This window comes from Streptomyces sp. NPDC041940 (assembly GCF_055589465.1).
The window spans coordinates 17,071-36,173 of sequence record NZ_JBVJBP010000037.1; the positions used below are offsets into that span (position 1 = coordinate 17,071).

General features: G+C 71.3%; 21 protein-coding genes. 8 read left to right on the forward strand and 13 right to left on the reverse strand.

Annotated elements, in window-relative coordinates; translation table 11 throughout:
• Positions 1-27: 27 nt before the first annotated feature.
• The 3 genes from ACZ6I3_RS38365 to ACZ6I3_RS38375 are packed head-to-tail and all read right to left on the reverse strand — an operon-like array spanning position 28 to position 3,295.
• Positions 28-1,377: an ABC transporter substrate-binding protein gene (locus ACZ6I3_RS38365; RefSeq protein WP_469420969.1), complete on the reverse strand. Its 1,350-nt coding sequence runs from the start codon at positions 1,375-1,377 to the stop codon at positions 28-30.
• Positions 1,378-1,387: 10 nt separating this feature from the next.
• The gene (locus ACZ6I3_RS38370; RefSeq protein ID WP_391106603.1) at positions 1,388-2,311 is read right to left on the reverse strand and encodes a carbohydrate ABC transporter permease; all 924 of its coding nucleotides are present in this window, start codon (positions 2,309-2,311) and stop codon (positions 1,388-1,390) included.
• Between the two features lie 18 nt (positions 2,312-2,329).
• Positions 2,330-3,295 (reverse strand): carbohydrate ABC transporter permease, encoded by a 966-nt coding sequence (locus tag ACZ6I3_RS38375; protein WP_469420970.1) that lies wholly within the window; start codon positions 3,293-3,295, stop codon positions 2,330-2,332.
• Positions 3,296-3,466: 171 nt separating this feature from the next.
• Between ACZ6I3_RS38375 and ACZ6I3_RS38380 the strand changes: the two genes are divergently transcribed.
• Positions 3,467-4,627: an ROK family protein gene (locus ACZ6I3_RS38380; RefSeq protein WP_469420971.1), complete on the forward strand. Its 1,161-nt coding sequence runs from the start codon at positions 3,467-3,469 to the stop codon at positions 4,625-4,627.
• A gap of 100 nt (positions 4,628-4,727) precedes the next feature.
• Positions 4,728-4,913: a hypothetical protein gene (locus ACZ6I3_RS38385; protein ID WP_469420972.1), complete on the forward strand. Its 186-nt coding sequence runs from the start codon at positions 4,728-4,730 to the stop codon at positions 4,911-4,913.
• A 54-nt stretch (positions 4,914-4,967) separates the two neighbouring features.
• Here ACZ6I3_RS38385 and ACZ6I3_RS38390 read toward each other — a convergent pair whose 3' ends face one another.
• Together ACZ6I3_RS38390 and ACZ6I3_RS38395 are read right to left on the reverse strand one after the other, a co-directional pair.
• Positions 4,968-6,305 carry a S1 family peptidase gene (locus tag ACZ6I3_RS38390; RefSeq protein WP_469420973.1) on the reverse strand — a complete coding sequence of 446 codons (1,338 nt, stop codon included), beginning with the start codon at positions 6,303-6,305 and terminating at the stop codon, positions 4,968-4,970.
• Between the two features lie 117 nt (positions 6,306-6,422).
• Complete coding sequence (locus ACZ6I3_RS38395) at positions 6,423-7,436, reverse strand: hypothetical protein (protein ID WP_469420974.1); 1,014 nt, start codon at positions 7,434-7,436, stop codon at positions 6,423-6,425.
• A gap of 24 nt (positions 7,437-7,460) precedes the next feature.
• Here ACZ6I3_RS38395 and ACZ6I3_RS38400 point away from each other — a divergent pair, with 24 nt between their 5' ends.
• Together ACZ6I3_RS38400 and ACZ6I3_RS38405 are read left to right on the forward strand one after the other, a co-directional pair.
• A complete protein-coding gene (locus tag ACZ6I3_RS38400; protein WP_469420975.1) occupies positions 7,461-8,639 on the forward strand; it encodes a MalY/PatB family protein in 1,179 nt (392 codons plus the stop codon).
• A gap of 43 nt (positions 8,640-8,682) precedes the next feature.
• Positions 8,683-9,069, forward strand: coding sequence for a PPOX class F420-dependent oxidoreductase (locus tag ACZ6I3_RS38405; RefSeq protein ID WP_469420976.1), 387 nt, complete (start codon positions 8,683-8,685; stop codon positions 9,067-9,069).
• 50 nt (positions 9,070-9,119) lie between these two features.
• Here ACZ6I3_RS38405 and ACZ6I3_RS38410 read toward each other — a convergent pair whose 3' ends face one another.
• Entirely contained in the window at positions 9,120-9,533 is a 414-nt protein-coding gene (locus ACZ6I3_RS38410) for a Zn-ribbon domain-containing OB-fold protein (RefSeq protein ID WP_469420977.1), read from the reverse strand.
• A gap of 153 nt (positions 9,534-9,686) precedes the next feature.
• Positions 9,687-10,397, reverse strand: coding sequence for a TetR family transcriptional regulator (locus tag ACZ6I3_RS38415; RefSeq protein ID WP_469420978.1), 711 nt, complete (start codon positions 10,395-10,397; stop codon positions 9,687-9,689).
• Between the two features lie 159 nt (positions 10,398-10,556).
• Here ACZ6I3_RS38415 and ACZ6I3_RS38420 point away from each other — a divergent pair, with 159 nt between their 5' ends.
• Positions 10,557-11,252, forward strand: a complete 696-nt coding sequence (locus ACZ6I3_RS38420; RefSeq protein WP_469420979.1) for a peptidoglycan-binding domain-containing protein — start codon at positions 10,557-10,559, stop codon at positions 11,250-11,252.
• A 94-nt stretch (positions 11,253-11,346) separates the two neighbouring features.
• Positions 11,347-11,826: a flavin reductase family protein gene (locus ACZ6I3_RS38425; RefSeq protein WP_469420980.1), complete on the forward strand. Its 480-nt coding sequence runs from the start codon at positions 11,347-11,349 to the stop codon at positions 11,824-11,826.
• 70 nt (positions 11,827-11,896) lie between these two features.
• Here the strand turns inward: ACZ6I3_RS38425 and ACZ6I3_RS38430 are convergent, their stop codons facing one another.
• The 5 genes from ACZ6I3_RS38430 to ACZ6I3_RS38450 all read right to left on the reverse strand — a co-directional run bounded on the left by ACZ6I3_RS38430 (position 11,897) and on the right by ACZ6I3_RS38450 (position 16,622).
• A complete protein-coding gene (locus tag ACZ6I3_RS38430; protein WP_469420981.1) occupies positions 11,897-14,320 on the reverse strand; it encodes a SpoIIE family protein phosphatase in 2,424 nt (807 codons plus the stop codon).
• Between the two features lie 87 nt (positions 14,321-14,407).
• Positions 14,408-14,665: a putative antibiotic biosynthesis monooxygenase gene (locus tag ACZ6I3_RS38435; RefSeq protein WP_469420982.1), complete on the reverse strand. Its 258-nt coding sequence runs from the start codon at positions 14,663-14,665 to the stop codon at positions 14,408-14,410.
• A gap of 60 nt (positions 14,666-14,725) precedes the next feature.
• Positions 14,726-14,974 (reverse strand): antibiotic biosynthesis monooxygenase, encoded by a 249-nt coding sequence (locus ACZ6I3_RS38440; protein WP_469420983.1) that lies wholly within the window; start codon positions 14,972-14,974, stop codon positions 14,726-14,728.
• A 52-nt stretch (positions 14,975-15,026) separates the two neighbouring features.
• The gene (locus ACZ6I3_RS38445; RefSeq protein WP_469420984.1) at positions 15,027-15,407 is read right to left on the reverse strand and encodes a hypothetical protein; all 381 of its coding nucleotides are present in this window, start codon (positions 15,405-15,407) and stop codon (positions 15,027-15,029) included.
• A 273-nt stretch (positions 15,408-15,680) separates the two neighbouring features.
• A complete protein-coding gene (locus ACZ6I3_RS38450; protein WP_189727611.1) occupies positions 15,681-16,622 on the reverse strand; it encodes a MurR/RpiR family transcriptional regulator in 942 nt (313 codons plus the stop codon).
• Positions 16,623-16,755: 133 nt separating this feature from the next.
• Between ACZ6I3_RS38450 and ACZ6I3_RS38455 the strand changes: the two genes are divergently transcribed.
• Entirely contained in the window at positions 16,756-16,917 is a 162-nt protein-coding gene (locus tag ACZ6I3_RS38455) for a hypothetical protein (RefSeq protein ID WP_469420985.1), read from the forward strand.
• A 63-nt stretch (positions 16,918-16,980) separates the two neighbouring features.
• Positions 16,981-17,382 carry a DUF3662 domain-containing protein gene (locus ACZ6I3_RS38460; RefSeq protein ID WP_189727609.1) on the forward strand — a complete coding sequence of 134 codons (402 nt, stop codon included), beginning with the start codon at positions 16,981-16,983 and terminating at the stop codon, positions 17,380-17,382.
• A 14-nt stretch (positions 17,383-17,396) separates the two neighbouring features.
• Here ACZ6I3_RS38460 and ACZ6I3_RS38465 read toward each other — a convergent pair whose 3' ends face one another.
• A complete protein-coding gene (locus ACZ6I3_RS38465) occupies positions 17,397-18,944 on the reverse strand; it encodes a phospholipid carrier-dependent glycosyltransferase (RefSeq protein ID WP_469421000.1) in 1,548 nt (515 codons plus the stop codon).
• Between the last annotated feature and the right edge of the window lie 159 nt (positions 18,945-19,103).

Below are 19,103 nucleotides of genomic sequence, written 5' to 3' on the forward strand. Positions count from 1 at the left end.
GAGGCATGCCCTTCACTGTGCGGGTGATCACTGCGAGAGGATCAGGTTGATCTGGTCGTTGGTCTGGTCGAGGCTGCTGACGGGCTTTCCGTTGCCGTAGATGTCCTCCATCGCCGGCTGCATGAGCGCCGTCATGTCCGCGGAGTAGCTGGCGATCGGGTAGGAGAAGGTCCGGAAGCGCTTCTTGTCGGCCACGGGGTCGGTGAACGACGAGACGTCGATGCCCTTCTTCCGGTACGCGGCGACCGCGGCCTCGGTCCCGGCCGCGGTGGCGGGGAAGACGACGCCGGCTTCGCCGACGACGGTCTGGCACTGGTCCGAGGCCAGATACGCCACCCACTTCTTGGCGCCCGTCTTGTTCTTGGAGGCCTTGGTGACGGAGTCGGCGAGGCCGTTCATCATGGTGGCGCGCTTGCCGGTCGGTCCGGCCGGGGTCAGGGCGGTCTTCATGTCCCGTCCCTTGAAGCCCGCGTAGGTGGAGATCATCCATGCCCCGTCGAACGCGGTGGCCGCCTTGCCCGCCGCGATCTGGGTGTTCTGCTGGTTGGACTGGATGTTGTAGTCCGACAGGGGTGGCATGTAGCCCTTCTTCGCCAGGCCGAAGTACCACTCGACGGCCGACTGGAAGGTCTTGCTGTCGTACTGGTACTTCGTGCCCCAGCGCGCCTTGTCGAGGTAGTTCCACCCGGCGGAGCCGGTGAAGGGGCTCCACTGCGTCTGGCCGTCGCCGAAGCCGCCGCCGCCCGTGGCCATGCCGTACACCTTGACGTTGTTCTTGTCGAAGCCCGGCTCGTCGCCCCGCTTGCCCTTCCTGTCGATCGTCAGGTGGGCGATGGCCTTTTCGAAGGTGCCGCCGTCCTTCGGGTTCCAGGACAGGCTGTTGAGCTGCTCGGCGCTGAGCCCGGCCTCCTCGGTCATCTTCGAGTTGTAGAACAGCGAGACGGTGTCCCAGTCCTTGGGAGCGCCGTAGCGGTGGCCGTCCTTGCCGATCCAGTTGGCGGCGAGGCCCGGCTGGTAGTCGGAGTCCTTGATGCCGAGGTCGTCGAGCGGTTCGAGGACCTTCAGGTCGGAGAACTGGCCGAAGTTCTGGATGTGGTCGGTGAACACGTCCGGGGCGGTGCCCGCGATGAACCCGGCGGTGAGCTTGGTCCAGTAGTCGCTCCAGCCGAGCTGCGTGATCTTCACCTTCAGCCCGGGGTTCTCCTTCTCGAACCCCTTGGCACAGGCCTGGTAGGCGGGCAGCTGGTTGGCGTCCCACAGCCAGTACGTGACCGTGTTCGCGGAGGATCCTGCGGCGCCTGACTGCGCGCATCCGCTGACCAGGGACAGCGCCAGCGCTCCGGTCGCCGCGACGAGCGGACGAAGTCGAATTCGCATCACAGTCCCCTTACTTGATCCCGGTGAAGCCGATGGAGCTGACGATGCGGCGCGCGAAGCAGGCGAAGAGCACGAGCATCGGCAGCGCGGCGATCAGCGTCGCCGCCATGAGCCCGGACCAGTCGACGCCGGTCGCCGGGGTCTGCGCCCGGAAGACCGCCAGCGCCACGGTCAGCACCCGTGAGCTGTCGCTGTAGGAGACCATCAGCGGCCAGAAGTAGTCGTTCCAGGAGGTGATGTACGTCAGCACGCCCAGCGTGATGATCGGCGTGGACGCCATCGGCAGCACCACCCGGAAGAAGATCTTGATCTTCCCGGCGCCGTCGAGGAGCGCGGCCTCCTCGACCTCACTGGGGATGTTCATGAAGAACTGGCGCAGGAAGAACACCGCGAACGGCGTCATGAACATGGTGGGCAGCGCGATACCGAGGAGCGTGTCGATCAGGTGCAGTTGCTTGATGAGCACGAAGTTCGGCAGCAGCGTGAAGATGGCCGGCACCATCATCCCGGCCAGGAACAGGCCGAACACCTTGTCCCGGCCCCGCCAGCGCAGCCGCGAGAAGGCATACGCGGCCATCGCGGAGAAGAAGATCTGACAGCCGGTGATCAGGGTCGAGACCAGCACGGAGTTGAGCAGATAGCGCCAGAAGTCGAGCCCGCCGCCCGCGCCGCCCTGTTTGACGGCCTCCTCGGCCGACTGCAGTCCCAGGGCCCGTTCGAATCCGCTCGTGGTGAGGTCCACCGGCAGCGGGTTGGTCGGGTCGGCGCTCAGGCCGGCGTTGGTGGAGAGCGCGGTGCGCAGGATCCAGTAGAACGGCAGGAGGGTGATGAGGACGATGAGTCCCATCACGGTCCAGGCGGCGGCCCGCCCGAAGGGGAACCTGCGCCGGACCGGCCGCAGGGTCGTGGGCGTCGTTGTCGTCACGGTGGCCATGTCGGTGTCTCCCTTCCGTCAGCCGAGGTCGGTCCGGCCGGCCCGGGTGAGCCGGTACTGGAGGATGGTGATCGCGCTCAGTACGACCAGCAGGGCGACGGACATGGCCGAGGCGTAGCCGAACTGGAAGCGCCCGAAGGCGGAGCCGTAGATGTAGAACTGGAGCACGTTGGTCGCGTTCGCCGGACCGCCCGCGGTGGTGACGGCGACGGTGTCGAACACCTGGAACGACCCGATCATGGTCATGATCAGCACGACCGCGAGGATCGGCCGCAGCAGCGGCATGGTGATCCGCCAGAACATCCGCCACTCGCTCGCGCCGTCCACCCTGGCCGCCTCGTACATGTCGTTCGGGATCGCCTGGAGACCGGCGAAGAGCAGCAGGGCGGTGTATCCGACGTGCCGCCACACGTTGATGAGCGCGATCGTCGGGATCGCCCAGGTCTCGTCGGCGAGGAACGGGATGCGGTCGGCGCCGAGCGCGCTGATGATCTCGTTGCCGATGCCCAGCTGCGTGTCGAGGATCCAGAGCCAGACGAGGCCGGCCACGACGTTCGACATCAGGTACGGCGTGAGCACGATCCCGCGCAGCATCGCCGACTGGGTCAGCCGCTGCAGCAGGACGGCCATGGCGAGCGCCGCGACCGTCTGCACGCCGATGTTGATGACGACGTACTCGACGGTGACCCACAGTGAGTCCCAGAAGATGGGGTCGTTGACCATGCGGACGTAGTTGTCCAGGCCCACCCACTCCGCCGGTGTCAGCAGGTTGTAGCGGGTGAAGCTCAGATAGATGCCCCGGAGCGTCGGCCAGAGCAGGAAGACCACGAAGCCGAGCAGCGCCGGCGCGATGAACACCGCGGCCAGCCGTCCGTCTCCCCGGTTGTCCCCCACCCCGGTCCGGCGTGTCCTGGGTTTGCTGCGTGCCTCCGCGGCGCCGCCCGTGGGCAGACGTGACGGAGGACTGCTGGAGGCGATGGTCATCGGGCGACTCCCTCGCATACGGCGGCTCGTCCTCTGGCGGGACTTACTTTTGGTGCGAAACAATTGCTGCGTCAAGAGGTGCGCAAACATCTTTTCACAGGAACCACCATCGCCCTAGAGTGGTCATGTTGGTTTCAGTGCGAAAAAAAGGCTGAGGGGAGTCGGACGTACATGACCGCAGGCACCGCCGGCTGGCTGCCGCTGAGCGCGGGGGAGCGCTCCGTGGCGATCGAAGTACTCGTCCACGGCCCGCTGTCCCGGACCGAGCTCGCCCGGAGGCTGGGGCTGTCGGCCGGCAGCCTCACCCGGCTGACCAAGCCGCTGATCGAGTCGAGCCTGCTGATCGAGGTGGCCGAGGCCGGAGCGCCGGCGGAGGCCCGGCAGGGCCGGCCCTCGCAGCCGCTGGACGTCGTCGCCGACTCCGGGTCCTTCCTCGGCTTCAAGATCACTGAGGACACGGTCTACTGCGTCGTCACCACGCTCCGCAGCCACATCGTCGCCCGCCACGACCGTCCGCTCACCACCCACGACCCCGCGGAGGTCGCCGACCTGCTCGGCGCGATGACCGCCGAACTGGCCGCCGAACACCCCCGGCTCGCCGGGATCGGCATCGGGGTCGGCGGCTTCGTGCGGGACCGTGCCGTGGTCGGGGAGTCCCCCTTCCTGCTGTGGCGGGACGTCCCCCTCGCCGAACTCGTCGAGGAGCGCACCGGGCTGCCCGTGGTCGTCGAGAACGACGTCGCCGCCCTGGTCGAGGCCGAGACCTGGTTCGGCGCCGGGCGCGGTCTGGACCGCTTCGCCGTCCTCACCATCGGCGCCGGCATCGGCTACGGGCTCGTCCTGGGCGGCAAGCGGGTGTCCTGCGCCGAGGAGGACCGCGGCTTCGGCCGTCACTGGATCGTGGACCCCAGCGGCCCGCTCACCCCGGACGGCCGGCGCGGCAGCGCCGTCTCACTGCTGACCATCCCCAACATCCGCTACCAGGTCCAGGCCGCCACCGGCCGCGACCGGACCTATGAGGAGATCCTCGCGCTGGCCGCCGCCGGAGAGCCGATGCCCGCCCGGGTCATCGGCGAGGCCGCACGCGCCCTGGGCACGCTCGTCGCCCAGATCTCCAATTTCGTGATGCCGCAGAAGATCCTGCTCGCGGGGGAGGGGGTCGGGCTGATGGATGTGGCGGGCGCGACGGTCGAGGAGACCATCCGCGACAACCGGCATCCCCTGGCCGCACCGGTCGACCTCGAGACGAAGGTGTCCGATTTTCACGACTGGGCGCGCGGCGCGGCCGTGCTGGCTATCAAGGTGCTGGTCCTGGGATCGGCCGAAGCGTGAACAGCCTCACGTTTACCGGGAGATGGACGTGATCAGCAACACTGTCCGGAATGCCCGTTTGGCTCGTGATTACTCACATCGCCTTCACGTCCAGGACCGTATGCTTCACATCATGTCCACCACTGTTGAATCCTCATCCGAGCGATCGGCTGACGAGGTCAACGAGGAGATCCGGGCCCTGTGGCGCCGGTCGGGCGGGACACTGAGTGTCGAGCAGCGCGAGGAGTACCGGCGGCTCGTCCTGGAGTGGGCCGCCGCGGCCCCGCAGCCCGTGCCGGCGGCCTGAGCGTCATCCAGGTCCGCTGACACGGCGGACCCGCCCCCGTGCCCCCGGCAGCCATCACCCCCAAGTAGCCCCGTAGTACTGCCGATACGCCTTGCGGTCCTGCTCCGAGCGGATCCAGCGGGTCGCCACCAGGGCGAGGAGGCTGCCCGCGATCACCAGCAGGCCGGGGCCGACGTTGCGCGGGTCGGTGAGGCGGGTCAGCAGGCCCGCCACGTCCTCGCCCGTCACCGGTGCCGACGAGCCGGGCGAGGCGGCACCCGAGGCCGACGGCGCGGGCGCGGCGCCACCGGCCTGCTTGGCCACGATCAGCTTGACGTCCAGCTCGGTCAGCGCCTTCGTCACCGGCTGGAAGAACGTCGTACCGCCCGCCTTGCAGTCCCCGCTGCCGCCCGAGGTCAGGCCGAGCGCGATCCCGTCGGCGAACATCGGGCCACCGCTGTCGCCCGGTTCGGCGCACACGTTCGTCTCGATCAGCCCGGTGACCGTGCCCTCGGGGTAGTTGACCGTCGCGTTCAGCGCGGTCACCTCACCCTCGCGCAGCCCGCTGGTGCTGCCGCTGCGGAAGATCTTCTTCCCGACCTCGGCATCGGCCACACCCGTGATCCGCACCCCCTCGCCCTCGCCGACCGCCACGACCTCCGCGCCCTTGCCCGCCTTGCCGCTGTCGTACTTCACCAGGGAGTAGTCGTCGCCGGGGAAGCTCCCCTTCAGCGAGGTGCCGACCTGATCGCGGCCCCGGTCGTCGGAGAACCAGACGGAACCGTCGGGTCCGCAGTGCCCTGCCGTGAGGATGTAGTCGCTCTTCCCGTCGGTCACGTTGAAGCCCGCCGAACAGCGCCCGGCGGTCGACAGGATCGGCTCCGCGCCGTTGATCCGCGTCGTGAACGTGCCCTCGGTGCGCTCCATGCGCACGAAGCCGCCGATGCCGTCCGCGACCTCGGTCAGCCGGGACCAGTCGGAGGAGGAGACCGTCCTGTCGCCCCGTACCACGACCTGGTTGTTCCGGTAGTCCAGGGCCCAGGAGGTCCCGGCCACCCGTGGCGCCGAACGCAGCGTCGACGTCGCGGACTTGAGGGCGCTCAGGCTGTGGGTCACCATCTTCGCCTTGGCGCCCGCGCTCTTGACCTCGGCGGCCGCCTCCTCGTCGGTGACCGCGACGACCGGACGCCCGGACGAGTCGACCCAGCTGCCCGCCGTGCGGGAGGTCCCGAGCCGGGACACGAGGTCGGTGCCCATGCCCGTGCCCGGCTTCGCCGAGTAGGGGACGCCGACGGAAGGGTCGGGGGGCTCGCTCGCCACAGCGGTGGTGACCATCGTTCCTCCGAGGAGGAGTCCGCCGACGGCCGCCAGCTGTGTCACTCGCCGGACGACCCGTCGTCGTGCGTGCCTCATGCATGGCTCCCGAACCCGAACATCGCGGTGCGAACACCACGGGGCCCTCCTTGAGTTGAGCGCCCTGTTCTCCATACGGAGCGGAGCCGTGCCGTGTTCAGCGTGAGCGTGATCTCTTCATCGCCGGCCGGTGACCGGAGCGGCCGGGGCGGCGAGCAGGGCCAGGCTGCGGGTGTCACCCCACACCGAGGCCGGATCGACGTAGGGCCGCAGCAGGGCGGTGAGCGCGGGGTCGCCGCGTCCGTTCAGCTCGTCGGAGGCGATCTTGCGGGCGATCCCGGCCAGGAAGTCCGCCACCTGCACCCGCGCGTCCTCGCGCGCGACGACGAGCCGCAGCCCGGCCAGGCCGGCCCCCGCCCGCAGCGCCGCCTCCTCGATCCACGCGATGCGGTCGGGCGTCAGCATGTTCTGCCGGTCGTGCACCAGACGGACCTCCCGCCCGTCCCCGCTCCACAGCGCGGCCGTCCGCACGATCGCCGGGAGCAGCGGATTGAGCACCGGGATCAGGGGCGGTCCGTCCAGGAAGTCCGCCCGGTAGGACACCGCGCGGGACCGGGTCGCCGCGAGCCGGGCCAGGACCCTCCCGGCGTCGGTGTGCGGATGCGCCTGCCGCAGGGCGTCGACCGTGTCGTAGAACCCCTCGACAGGGGCGCCCGGCTCTCCGCTGTTGCGGACCCGCAGCAACTGGTTGGCCGCCTCCAGGAACGCCCGCCAGCCCTCCTCCCCGAAGGTCCGGCGTCCCCCGCGGAACAGGACGACGGCCGCGCCGGGGTCGTCCAGCAGCAGGCCGGCCGCCCGGTCCACCACGAAGAACGCCTTCTCCATGAGATGCACCCGCGCCCGCCCGTGCATCGGTCCCTCCGGCACCAGCAGCCACTCCAGCACCGCGCGGTGCTTCTCCCGCAGCAGGTGGTTCGCCTTGTACTCCTCGGCGGGTGACCGGATCCGGTCCCGGATCTCCCGCACGGCCGCCGCGGCCGACTGCACGGACAGCGAGACACTGGCGTGGGCGAACACGTCCGTGTTCCCGCCGGTGAGGTTCTCGCCGTCCGACCCCGACTCGTCGCAGGCGATCTCCAGGAACGGGCCCGCCGGCCCTCCCCGCTCCCCGTCCGCAAGATTCCCGCTCACCGCGCAGCCCCCTATCGTGTGCCCATGACCAGGATCCCGCACGAGACGTCCGGTGAACCGAATCCCCTGGAAGCCCTCACGCTCGACCGCCTCCGCCGCCGCACGAGCATGAAGTGGCGCACCTACCCCGAGGACGTGCTGCCCCTGTGGGTGGCCGAGATGGACGTGCCGCTCGCCGAGCCCGTGGTGCGGGCCGTCACCGACGCTCTCGACCTCGGGGACACCGGCTACCCCGCCGGCACGGCCTACGCGGAGGCGCTGGCCGCCTTCGCCGAGAAGCGGTGGAACTGGGACGGGCTCGCCGTGGAGCGCACCGCGATCGTGCCCGACGTCATGCTGGGCGTCGTCGAGATGCTCAGGCTGGTCACCGGGAACGGGGACGCGGTGGTCGTGAACCCGCCGGTGTACCCGCCGTTCTACCAGTTCATCGCGCATATGGACCGGCGTGTGGTGGAGGCCCCGCTCGGGGCGGACGGGCGCATCGACCTCGGCGTCCTGGAGGAAACGTTCCGGTCGGCGGTCGCCGACGGGGGCCGGGCCGCCTACCTGCTGTGCAGCCCGCACAACCCGACCGGCGCCGTCCACACGGCGGAGGAACTGTCCGCCGTGGCCGCGCTCGCCGAGCGGTACGGCGTGCGGGTCGTCGCCGACGAGATCCACGCGCCGCTCGTCGTCGGGGGCACGGACTTCGTGCCGTACCTGAGCGTGCCGGGCGCCGAGCGCGGCCTGTCGCTGATGTCGGCCTCGAAGGCCTGGAACCTCGCCGGGCTCAAGGCCGCCCTCGCGATCGCCGGACCCGGGGCTGCCGCCGACCTGGCGCGCATGCCCGAGGAGGTCGGGCACGGCCCGAGCCACGTCGGCATCATCGCCCACACCGCCGCCCTGCGGGAGGGAGTCGCCTGGCTGGACGCCCTGCTGACCGGCCTCGAGACCAATCGGCGGCTGCTCGCGGACCTGCTGGCCGAGCACCTGCCCGCGATCCGCTACCGCCCGGGCGATGCCACCTACCTCGCCTGGCTCGACTGCCGTGCGCTCGGCCTCGGCGACGATCCGGCGGACGTCTTCCTGCACCGCGGCCGCGTGGCCCTCAACTCCGGCCTGCCCTTCGGCACCGGCGGCGCCGGGCACGTCCGCCTGAACCTGGCGACCTCGCCGGAGGTGATCACGGAGGCGGTGCGCAGAACGGCCGCCGCGCTGCGCTGACCCCGGGGCGCGCCGCGCGGGTCACGCTCGTACACTGCCCGCCATGGACGACAGTGCGCTGGACGAACTGGGTGCGGGCAAGTACCTGCTGATCACCAGCTACCGCAAGAACGGTACGCCGGTCGCCACCCCCGTCTGGGTGGTACGCGACGGTGAAGCGCTCGGCGCCTGGACGGTGGCCGACTCCTGGAAGGTGAAGCGGATCCGCAACCGCGCCGACGTCCTGGTCGGCCCCTGTGACCTGCGCGGCAACCCCACCGGCGAGCAGGTGCCCGCGACGGCGGAGATCTGCGACCCGGCCACCACCGCCCGCTACCGGAAGCTGATCGCCCGCAAGTACGGCCTCATGGGCCGGCTCACCCTGCTCGGCAGCCGGCTGCGCCGGGGCCTGGACGCCACCGTGGGCCTGCGGATCGTTCTCGCGCCCTGAAATGGTGAGCCCCCGGGCTGTAGGGCCTGAGCCCGCAGGCTGAAGGGCGGTCAGCTCCAGGCCCGGTACGGCTCGTCGAGCAACTGGAAGACCGGCTCGCTCCGTACCGGGTCCTTGGCGGTGGACAGCCGTACCCGGTCCCCGCTGTGGATGCCGATCGGCGGGCCCATCACCCGGCCGCGCACGACGAACCCCTCGGCCATCTCGATCATGGACACATTGCGCGCCGCGGGCGTGTTGCGGTGCACCACCGTGGAGTGGCGCACCGTGCCCGTGCCCTCGCTGCGCTCCGTCCGCAGGTCGCTGCCCCGGCAGACCGGACACAGCAGGCGGTGGAACATGGCGGTGCCGCACCAGGTGCAGCGCTGGAAGAGGATGGCATCCGTGTCCTGGCCTCTCGGGGCCAGGAGACCCGTCGAGGAGCCGGCTGTCTGCTGAGCGACGCTTCCTGAGTGGTGGTACACGCTGGTCAACTCCCTGCACTCGGGCGGAATCCCGGGTGCGCGGTCCCCCGCGCACACGCGTGCCCGGTTCGCCGTGCCACCGTGCACGCAGCACAGCGTATGGCACTCAGTGCCACTCGTAAAGGCACTCCGTACCCTCAAATGTGCGGACCCTCAGCGCCGCCCCAGGGTCGACTCGATCTCCTGCACGACCCGCCACAGAGGTGCTCCGCGCCGCGAGACGACCACGACCACGTCCTCCGGCTGCGGTTCCGCCACGGGCGCAGGCGCGCCGCCGAACGCGGACTGCACGTACGCCAGCGCGTGATCCACGGTGGCGCCCGCCTCGTCGTGTCCGTCCGAACGCAGCCAGGAGCGCAGCGCGTTGTTGTGTGCGGCGACCACCGCCGCCGCGATCACGTCGGCCTGCAGGGTGCCGTCCCGGCGGGCCGCGAAACGCCGGCGCAGGTACTCGGCGAGGGCGCGCTCGTAGCGCCACACCACCGACAGTTCGTAGGCGCGCAGCCCGGGGACCTGCTTGGTCAGGCGGTAGCGCTGCACGGAGAACGTCGGGTTCTCGGCGTACATCCGCAGCACGAGCCGGGCCGCGTCGCAGACCCGCCGCACCGGCTCGTCGTCGTCGGAGCCCTCCGCCAGGAAGGCGGTCATGTCGGCCAGGCAGCGCTCGTGGTCCGGGAAGACCACGTCCTCCTTGGAGGGGAAGTAGCGGAAGAACGAGCGCCGTCCGACGCCGGCGAGCGCCACGATGTCGTCGACGGTGGTCTGCTCGTAACCCCGTTCGAGGAACAGCTGGAAGGCCGCCGCCACCAGGGCGTCCCGCATGGGCGGCTTTCCGTTCCCGAGGTCGGCTTTCTCGGAGCTCATGGGCTGGAACGTAGCACCCGAAAGGCCGCTCATGGCACTCAGTGCAGTCACAGGGAGGAACTGAGTGCTCTCTGAACTCCTGGCGCGGCAGCCGCGTATCTAGCGGCGGAACGATCCTCGAAGACGGGCGCCTGCGAGCCCGGACGGAAGGAGGGCAACGTGTCGACACCGTCCGAGCCCCGGCAGCCGCACGACGGCCCTGCCCTGGAACCCATCCGCGTCCTGCGGCCCCGCCGCACCGACGGGCTGGCGGAACTGATGCGGGAGTACCGGGAACAGACCGCCTCCGCATCGGGCGGCCCTGAGTCCGGCGGCTATGAGTCCGTCGCTCTGCCGGGACCGCCGCCCGGCTCCGAGGCCCTGACGCAGGAGATCCCGCCGGTCACTCGCGCCCACCGTGACCGCCATGCCGCACGCCCCGGATCCGGACTGCGCCGCGCCGCCGTCGCGGTGGCGGTCGTCGCGGCGGCGGTGATCGGTTTCGGCGGTGCGCTGCTGCTCCGCGGGGGCGAGAAGACCGCGGACAACGCGGCTCCCGCACCCCGCCCGACCGCGTCCGCCCCCGCCCCCACCCCGACACCCACCCCACCCGCCGCGGCTCCGGCCGACCCCGACGGCCCCGGCACCCTCCGCGAGGGTTCCAGCGGCCCCGAGGTGACCGAACTCCAGGAACGCCTCCTGCGCATCCCGGACGTCTACCGCGACGGCTCCACCAACGGCAGCTACGACCCCACCCTGACCGCCGCGGTCGCCCGCTTCCAGCTCTGGTACGGCATCCGCGGCGACGAAACGGGCGTCTACGGCAACGACACCCGCACGGCACTGGAATCCCGCACAGCAGCGAACACGAGCTGACGGGCATCGCCCCGGGATGGCACCCCCACCCCCGGCATGGTGAGGTGATGCCGAGGGGCGTCAGCCACCGTGGTGGAGGAGTAGTGGTGTGGGCATGGACGCGTTCGTCGGCCGGCTGGATCCCGACCTGTGCGTGGTCACGGCCGTCGCGGGGGGTGAACGGGCGGGCTGTCTGGTCGGGTTCGCCTCGCAGTGCTCGATCCGGCCCGCGCGGTTCGTGGTGTGGCTGTCCGAGCTCAACCACACCTTCCGGGTGGCCCGGAACGCCGAGGTGCTCGCCGTGCATCTGCTCGCCCGTGAACAACGCGGCCTCGCCGAGCTGTTCGGCGGGCGGACCGGCGACCGGACCGACAAGTTCCAGGGGGTGCGGTCGCGGGAGGCGTACGGCGGGGCCGTCGTCCTGGAGGACGTGCCGGCCTGGTTCGTCGGCCGGATCGTGACACGTGCCGGCGGCGGTGACCACATCGGCTTCGTTCTCGACCCGGTCGAGTGGGGCGGACAGGAGGCCTACGACGGTCCCCTGCTGCGCCTGTCCGACGCCCACACCATCGCGCCCGGTCACCCGGTCGACTGATCTCGCGCCCCGCACTTCGAACGCCGTGCAACGGCTGGGAAGAGGTGCGGTACGGCGGGGCCGACCGGCTTCACCCCGGGCCCGTGAACGGCTCCCGCACCCTCGGAACCCGGACGTCCACGACGCACACGTCGTCCCGCCGCTCCTCCGGCAGCATCTGCGCGAGCAACGGCCCGAGCGACCCGGGCCCGTCGGTGTGCGGAGCCGCCACGGCCTCGGCGAGCCGCTCCAGACCCCGGTCGATACTCTCCGGAGGGTGCTCGACCAGGCCGTCGGTGAAGAGGATGAGCCGGTCGCCCGGTTCGAGGCGGCACTCCGCCTCTTCGTACACCGGCGTGGAGGTCGCCCCGAGCACCATGCCGCGGGGCCGGCGCAGATACCGCGCCTCCCCGTCCCGCAGCAGCAGCGGCGGGGGATGCCCGGCCTGGGTCCAGACCAGGCGCCGCTGCCGGGGGTTGTAGCGGGCCAGCACCATCGTGGCCGTCGCATGGGAGTCACGGGAGTGCAGCAGCAGCGTGTTCAGCCGGGCGAGCGCGCCGGTCAGCGACGAGCCGGTGATGACCATGCCCTTCGCGGTGAAGCGGAGCTGGGCCATCGTGGCGACGGCGCCGACACCGTGCCCGGCGACATCGCCGACCACCAGCAGCGCGCCGTCGTCGGGCAGTTCCACGGCGCTGAACCAGTCACCGCCGACGTGCACACCCGACTGGGCGGGCAGATAGGCGACCTCGACCCGCAGTCCCGCCAGTTGCACCGGCCGGTTGGACATCGGCAGCAGCGCGTGCTGAAGCCGGGACGCCAGGGTCCGCTCGGCCCGGAGCACGTCGTTCTGCGTGAGGATCGCCTGCTCGCTCTCGACCAGGGCCAGCTCCGCCCGCCGCCGGGCGGTCAAGTCCTGCACGACACCGTGCACTTCGACGGGCGTGCCGTGCGTGTCGGCCACGGTCTCGGCCACCAGGCGCAGGTGCCGGACGACACCGGACGTCCTGATGCGGAACGGCAGGTCGAACGCCCGCCCGTCCTGGACGAGTGCGCGGACGGCACGGGTCAGCGCCGGCGCGTCCTCGGGCAGCGCGAGCCCCGGAAGACCGGCGAGCCCCACCGGGCCGTCCGCGGAGTCCCGGCCGAAGATGGCGAACACCTGGGTCGACCAGGAGGCCTCCAGCGTCGCCAGGTTCCAGTTCGCCCAGCCGAGGTTGCCCAGCCGCTGGAGATCCGCGAGCCGCTGCTCCTGCCGGTCGGAGGAGCCGTGCCGGACCCAGCTGACGACCAGCGCGTCCCCCAGCCGAGCCACCCGCGCCGAGTACGTGGACAGCGCGGCGATGCCCGCCAGGACCTCCTCGTGCGCGAACGGCTCGCTCTCGTACGGCTCCCCGGTGGTCAGCGTGTGCACGCAGCCCCACCACAGCGGCTCGCCCACCAGGGCGGGCCGGAACTCCAGCAGCCGCCGCCCGGCCAGCTCCTCACCGGGACGGCCCAGCAGATCGCCCGCCTGCGCGGTCGCGGCCTCCACCCGGAAGTCCTCGGTCTCGCCCGTCTCGGCGCTGAGCGGGGTGAGCAGCATCGCCGCGAGGGGCAGCGCGTCGAACAGCGTCTGCACCACGTCCGTGGCGGCGTCGGCGGGCCGCTCCGGCTGTGCGTCGAAGGCGCGCAGCCGCCCGGCGCACAGCCCGGCGACGCCCCGAAGGTGAGCGCGGTCGCGGGCCGTGAACGACCCGGCTCGGCCGCGCAGCACGCCGACGCAGACCTCCGCCGAACCGGCAGCGGTCACGGGCAGCCAGGCACGCGACCGCCACTGCTCGGGAGGCTCGCCGATCAGCAGGTACCGCCGGGAGTCCGCCGCGAAGTCCTCCAGCCAGCGCGGCTCGCCCGCCCGCAGCGCGTCCAGCGCCGCGATCCCGCTCAGCGGCGGCACCTGGCTCCACTGGGCGGCCAGCTTGTCCTCGATACCGGCGTGCCCGATCAGTTCGAGACCGCCGTCGGGCCTGCGGGCGTAGAGCATGACCGCGTCCGCCGCCATGTCCGGCCCGAGATGCTCCAGCAGACACCCGGCGAGGTCATGCGGTGTCGGCACCCGGACGAGGGCCTGGCCGAGGCGGGCCAGGGCGGCGGCGACGTCGTCCGGCGTGGTCGTCCTTGTCGGCGCCGCGGACCCGGGGCCCGCGGTGCCGACGGGACCAGGTGCCGCGCCCGGGTCGGGCGCGGCCGGCGCCAGACTGCCGAGCGTGATCCAGCACTCCTCCAGCAGGGTGTGACGGGCCGCCTTGGCCCGCTGGAGCAACCGCTCGCCGGCCGCGTCCGCGGAACACCCGGTCCGCGCCATCTCCGCGCCCGTGGCCCGCTCCACGACAGCGGACATCGCCGCCTGGTCGCGCAGCCGGTCCAGCTCGGCGCGCTGCCGGGCGACGATCTTGGCCAGTTCGACCAGATCCGGTGCGGCACCGGGCTGCGCCGGCCTCACGGGCTCGCTCGTCACGCGTTGAGCATCGCACATCCGGGCCCGTTCGAAGACTGCCCTGTCACCACGGATCACGGGCGCGTTCGGGGCGTCCCGCCCGTCACGTCCGACTCCCCGCGCTGGTCAGTGGCCGTCGCGTGGATACAGCCACAGCCGCAGCAGCCGGCTGAGCCTCGGCATCACCAGATAGGTCAGCACCGGCAGCAGCACCAGGGGGAACACGGCGGCCCGCAGCGGCAGCGGCCAGCCGCTGGTCAGCGGCGTCACCAGCCACTGGATGAGCAGGGTGAACGGATAGGCGCCGAGGAACGTCGTGAGGACCATTTTCCACCGGGGCGGTGCCTGCACCGTGGTGCCCGGCAGGCTGAACCACGTCTCCATCCCGGTGGTCGACTGACGCTCGCTGCTGACCTCGGTGGCGATGTCCTCGATCCTCCGGTGTCAGTGCGCCCGCTCCTCGGAATCCAGCCAGGCGGCCAGCCGGTGCTGGTCGGACCAGCGCAGCACCGCGTGGAAGCGGTGGCCGTCCTCCGGCGTCAGCCAGGAGACGCCCTCGTTGCCCGGGAACTGCCTGGCGCAGCGGGCGATGCCGTGCGTCCACCGCTCGAACTCCCGCTCATGGCCGGGGCGTACCTGCCAGGTCAGGACTGTGGTCACCGGCTCTCCGCGCCGGACTTCGGTGGTGCTCATTCCGTCACGTGTGCCACGCACGGCGCGGGTCATGCACCCCGGGTCCCCGGGGTCACGGCTGGCGGTTCGCCTCCACCAGCGCCTGGCTGACGGCCCGGACGCTGCGCGCGATGTGCTGCAACTGCATGACCTCGGCCGCGTACAGCTTGATCGTGTGCTCGATGACGCCCTCGTGCAGGCCGAGACCGGGCAGGTCGGCGCGGGCGGTCTGCAGGGCGGTGCGGGCCACCCGGATCTCCTGCTGGACCTGGATCTGCGCGTGCCGGGCGAGGAGGACGGGGTGGCGGATGAACACGGGGTAGCCGCCGTAGCGCGTGGGCACCAGCTCGCGCAGCCACTTGGCCGCCGAGCGCTCCCAGTCGTAGCTCCCGGGGGTCTTGACCTGGCAGGGCCAGTCCGGGCTGATGCGCGTGGTCGTCAGGGGCATGATCATCGCTTCCGGGTGTGCGGCGTCGTGAGGGTGGACGACGGGTCGGGGCGGCCCCGGCCTAGGGGATGGCCGGGGCCGCCACGGACACCCGGGACGCCGGAGTGGGTAGGACCCGGCCTCCTCGGGTGCGGAACGGATCCGGTAGGGCCGGGTCGCGATCCGTGAGCAGTATTTATATATGCCATCCGGTTTGCAAGGAGCATGAAAACATTCATGCGCGCTTTGTTGCGGATGATCCCTTTGTCTGGTCCAGTGACCGGTCAGGTGGGCTGTGCCTCAGTCCCTGAGGAAGAAATGGTGCTGGTCGGCGACCTGTTCGTACTCCTCCAGCCGGGCCTGCGTCCGCTCCGGGTCCGCGTCCGTCATGGCCTGCAGCAGCGCCGAGCACATCACGCCCGGGGCCGCGTAGGAGTCGAAGACCAGGCGCGATCCGGTGCCGGTGGCGAAGGCGACGTCGGCCTCGTCCGCGAGCGGCCCGAGCGCCAGGTCGGTGATCAGCGCGACCTTGAGCCCGGCACCCCGTGCCACGCGCACGGCCGTCAGGGTCTCCTGTGCGTGCCGGGGCATGGAGAACGCCAGCACCCAGGTGCCGCCCGCCTCACGCGACTGCAGCAGCGCGTCGTAGGCGACACTGCCGCCCCGGGTCACGAGTCTGACGTCCGGGTGGATCCGCCGGGCGGCGTAGGCGAAGTACTCGGCGAGCGAGACGGAGATGCGCAGGCCGAGCACCGTCAGCGGGGTCGACGACGACAGCTTGCGGCCGATGTCGATCACCAGGTTCGGATCGGCGAGATCGCGCCGCAGGTTCTCCAGGTTCTCGATCTCGGCGTCGACCGCCGCCTGCAGCTCGTTGCCCCGGATCTCCTCGGCCGGGCCGCCCGCGAGGGTGCCGAGCGCGATCGACTGGAGCTTCTCCCGCAGCGCCGGGTACCCGCTGAAGCCGACCGCCGAGGCGAACCGCGTCACCGAGGGCTGGCTCACGCCGACCCGGTCGGCGAGATCCGTGATCGACAGGAACGCCGCCTCGGTGATGTGCTCGATGAGGTACTGAGCGATGCGCCGCTGACCAGGGGAGAGCCGGGGACGGTCGAAGAGCGTTCGCAGCTGGGAGGACGGGGAGACCTCCGCTTCGGGTGCGGCCTTCCCCGAGGTGATCGCGGATGCCTGTGCGCGTGCCTGCTGCGGCGATGGCACCGGTGCGCCTCCTTCGTCTCCCATTGACGTTCAACATAGCCCACGCACCGTGGTGACCAGGGCTTCTCCGGACAGCACATGAGATGCCCGGCGCGTGGATACCCGGCGGCGGCGCGGGAACCCGCCGCCACAGAAGATCCCGAGAGGAGCCACCGCCATGACCGTCCCCGAGGGGAACCGGGCCAGGACGCAGACCACGGACGAGATCCCGGAGCACCGGGACGAGAACCCGTCCCGGCCGCCGGGCGCCACCGGCCGCACGCTGCGCGAGGCGCTGGAGGAGGCCGAGGTGCGCCCCGACGACTACGACGAGCGATAGCACCACCCCGACGACTCCGGCCACTCCGACCGAACCGACGAAGCTACCGGCAGGTGACACCGTATGGGCGCGCTGAGTGCGCTGGAAGAGACACTGGAAAATCGCTGGGACGCCTTGTGGGCGCGGGTCCTCGACAAGGACCCGGTCGAGGTCGTCGACGCCCTGCGACGCGAGTGCGACGACAACACCGTCGTGTGCGGGCAGGGCCGCGTCATGGTCCCCAACGCCTACGACGTGGAACTCGCCGACGAGGTGCACGACCGACTGGCCAGCCACAGCACCCATGTGTGCCAGGCCCTCACCGACAGCCTGGCCCGCCACGCGGAACGCAAGGGCTACGAGTTCGCGGGCCCGCTCGCGGTACACGTCGCCAGGTGCCCGGAGGTCCCCAACGGCCGCTACCGAGTGGCCAGTCGCGTCATGGAGCACGTGAGCGTCGACGGCTTCTTCGACGCGGCACACTGAGACCGGACGCACCCTCAACGGCGATAGATCGTGATCGAGTGCCCGACGTCGTCGACGGGGCGGCTGCCGCGGATCAACCCGGCCAGCCGCCCCGTCGCCTTCGCGGCAGCCGAGTCGGACACCACCAGCAAACCCCGCACATCACCGACGGGCACCCCACGCGGATCCCCGGCCTCGACGCCGTAGGCGCCCGGCACCCCGCTGCCCTTGTACACGAGCCACACCCGCTCATCCGCGTACCGTTCCTCCCGCAACCGCTCCGCGAGCCGCCCGAGGTCCTGCCCCCAGTCCACATTGGAGTCGTGCAACCGCTCCCGCGTCCTGCCCGGCCCGCCGAACGCCTCGTTGGAGTACGGCAGATAGTAGGGAAACGTACGCACCGAACTGACCGCGACGAACACCACCAGCGCCCCCACCAGACCGGACACCCACAGTCGTCGCACCACGAGAACGCAACCCGCCCCCACCGCGAGAAAGAGCGGAAGGAAGACGGCGTACCGCGTGCCGAAGTCCCGCGCCCCCTGCATGGCCGCCAGCAGCAGCACCACGGGCGCGGCCAGCACATACGGTGCCGCCGGCCGCAACCGCCGCACCGCGATCACCACGACCGCACCGCAGACCCACAGGCCGAGCATCCCCAGCGGCGTCTTCACCAGCAGCGCGGACGGCAGGTAGTACCAGAGCGAGCCCGAGTACAGCCGCCCGAACAGAAACCCCTGCCACGGACGGTTCTCCAGACCGAACTGGATCCGCATCCCGTCCCGGTAGGCCTCCGGGAACGGCAGCAACTCGACCAGCAGTCCCCGCACCCCCCGTACGTTCGGCACATGCTGCTCGGGAGTCCAACGCAGCCGCGGATCGACCATCAGATACGTGGCCCACACGACCGCGACCGCGGCCAGGGCCACGACACCCGCGCCCGCCATCGCCCGCACCAGAACGCGGCCCCGGCCGCCCGCCGACGCGTGCCACACCGAAAGGGCGCCCAGCGCCATGAGTACCGGCAGAGCAGGGAGTGTGCTTATCTTCGTCGCCAGGGCCGCCCCCAGCGCCACCCCGGCGAGCGGTAGATACAGCCGCGGTCCGCGGCGGGCCCGCCACAGCAGCCACGCCGACGTGAGCACGAACCCGGCGGCCGGCACATCGAGTGTGGCGAGTGAGCCGTGGGCGATGACGTCGGGGGAGAAGCAGTACAACGCCAGCGCGGCCAACGCCCCTGCTCTCCCCGCCAGTTCACGGGCGAAGGCGAACACGACCAGACCGAACAGCAGCGTCAGCGCGATCACGGGGAGGCGGGCCCACAGCATCAGCCGCCACGGGTCGTTGCCCGACTCGTAGAGCAGGTGCCGCCCCAGCCTGCCCTGGTCCCCGGTGAAGGAGGGGTCGAGGCGCGGATCCGCGAGCGCCACCCCGGCCCCGATGACCAGCTTGCCGAGCGGCGGATGCTCGGGGTTGTGGCGCAGCCGGTGCTCGTGCGTGTACTCGGCGGCCGCGCCCACGTACACCGGTTCGTCGATGGTCGGGGTCTGCCGCACGGCGGTCGTGACCATCGCGAAGGCCATCTGCGCGAGCAGCACGACCACCAGGAGCGGCAGCCACCACCGGCGGCCGGGCCGCCGCGCGGCCCCGGGGGGGGGGGGGGGGGGGGGGGGGGGGGAGGGGGGGGGGGGGGGGGGGGGGGGGGGGGGGGGGGGGGGGTGGGCCCCTCCCCTCCCCCCCCT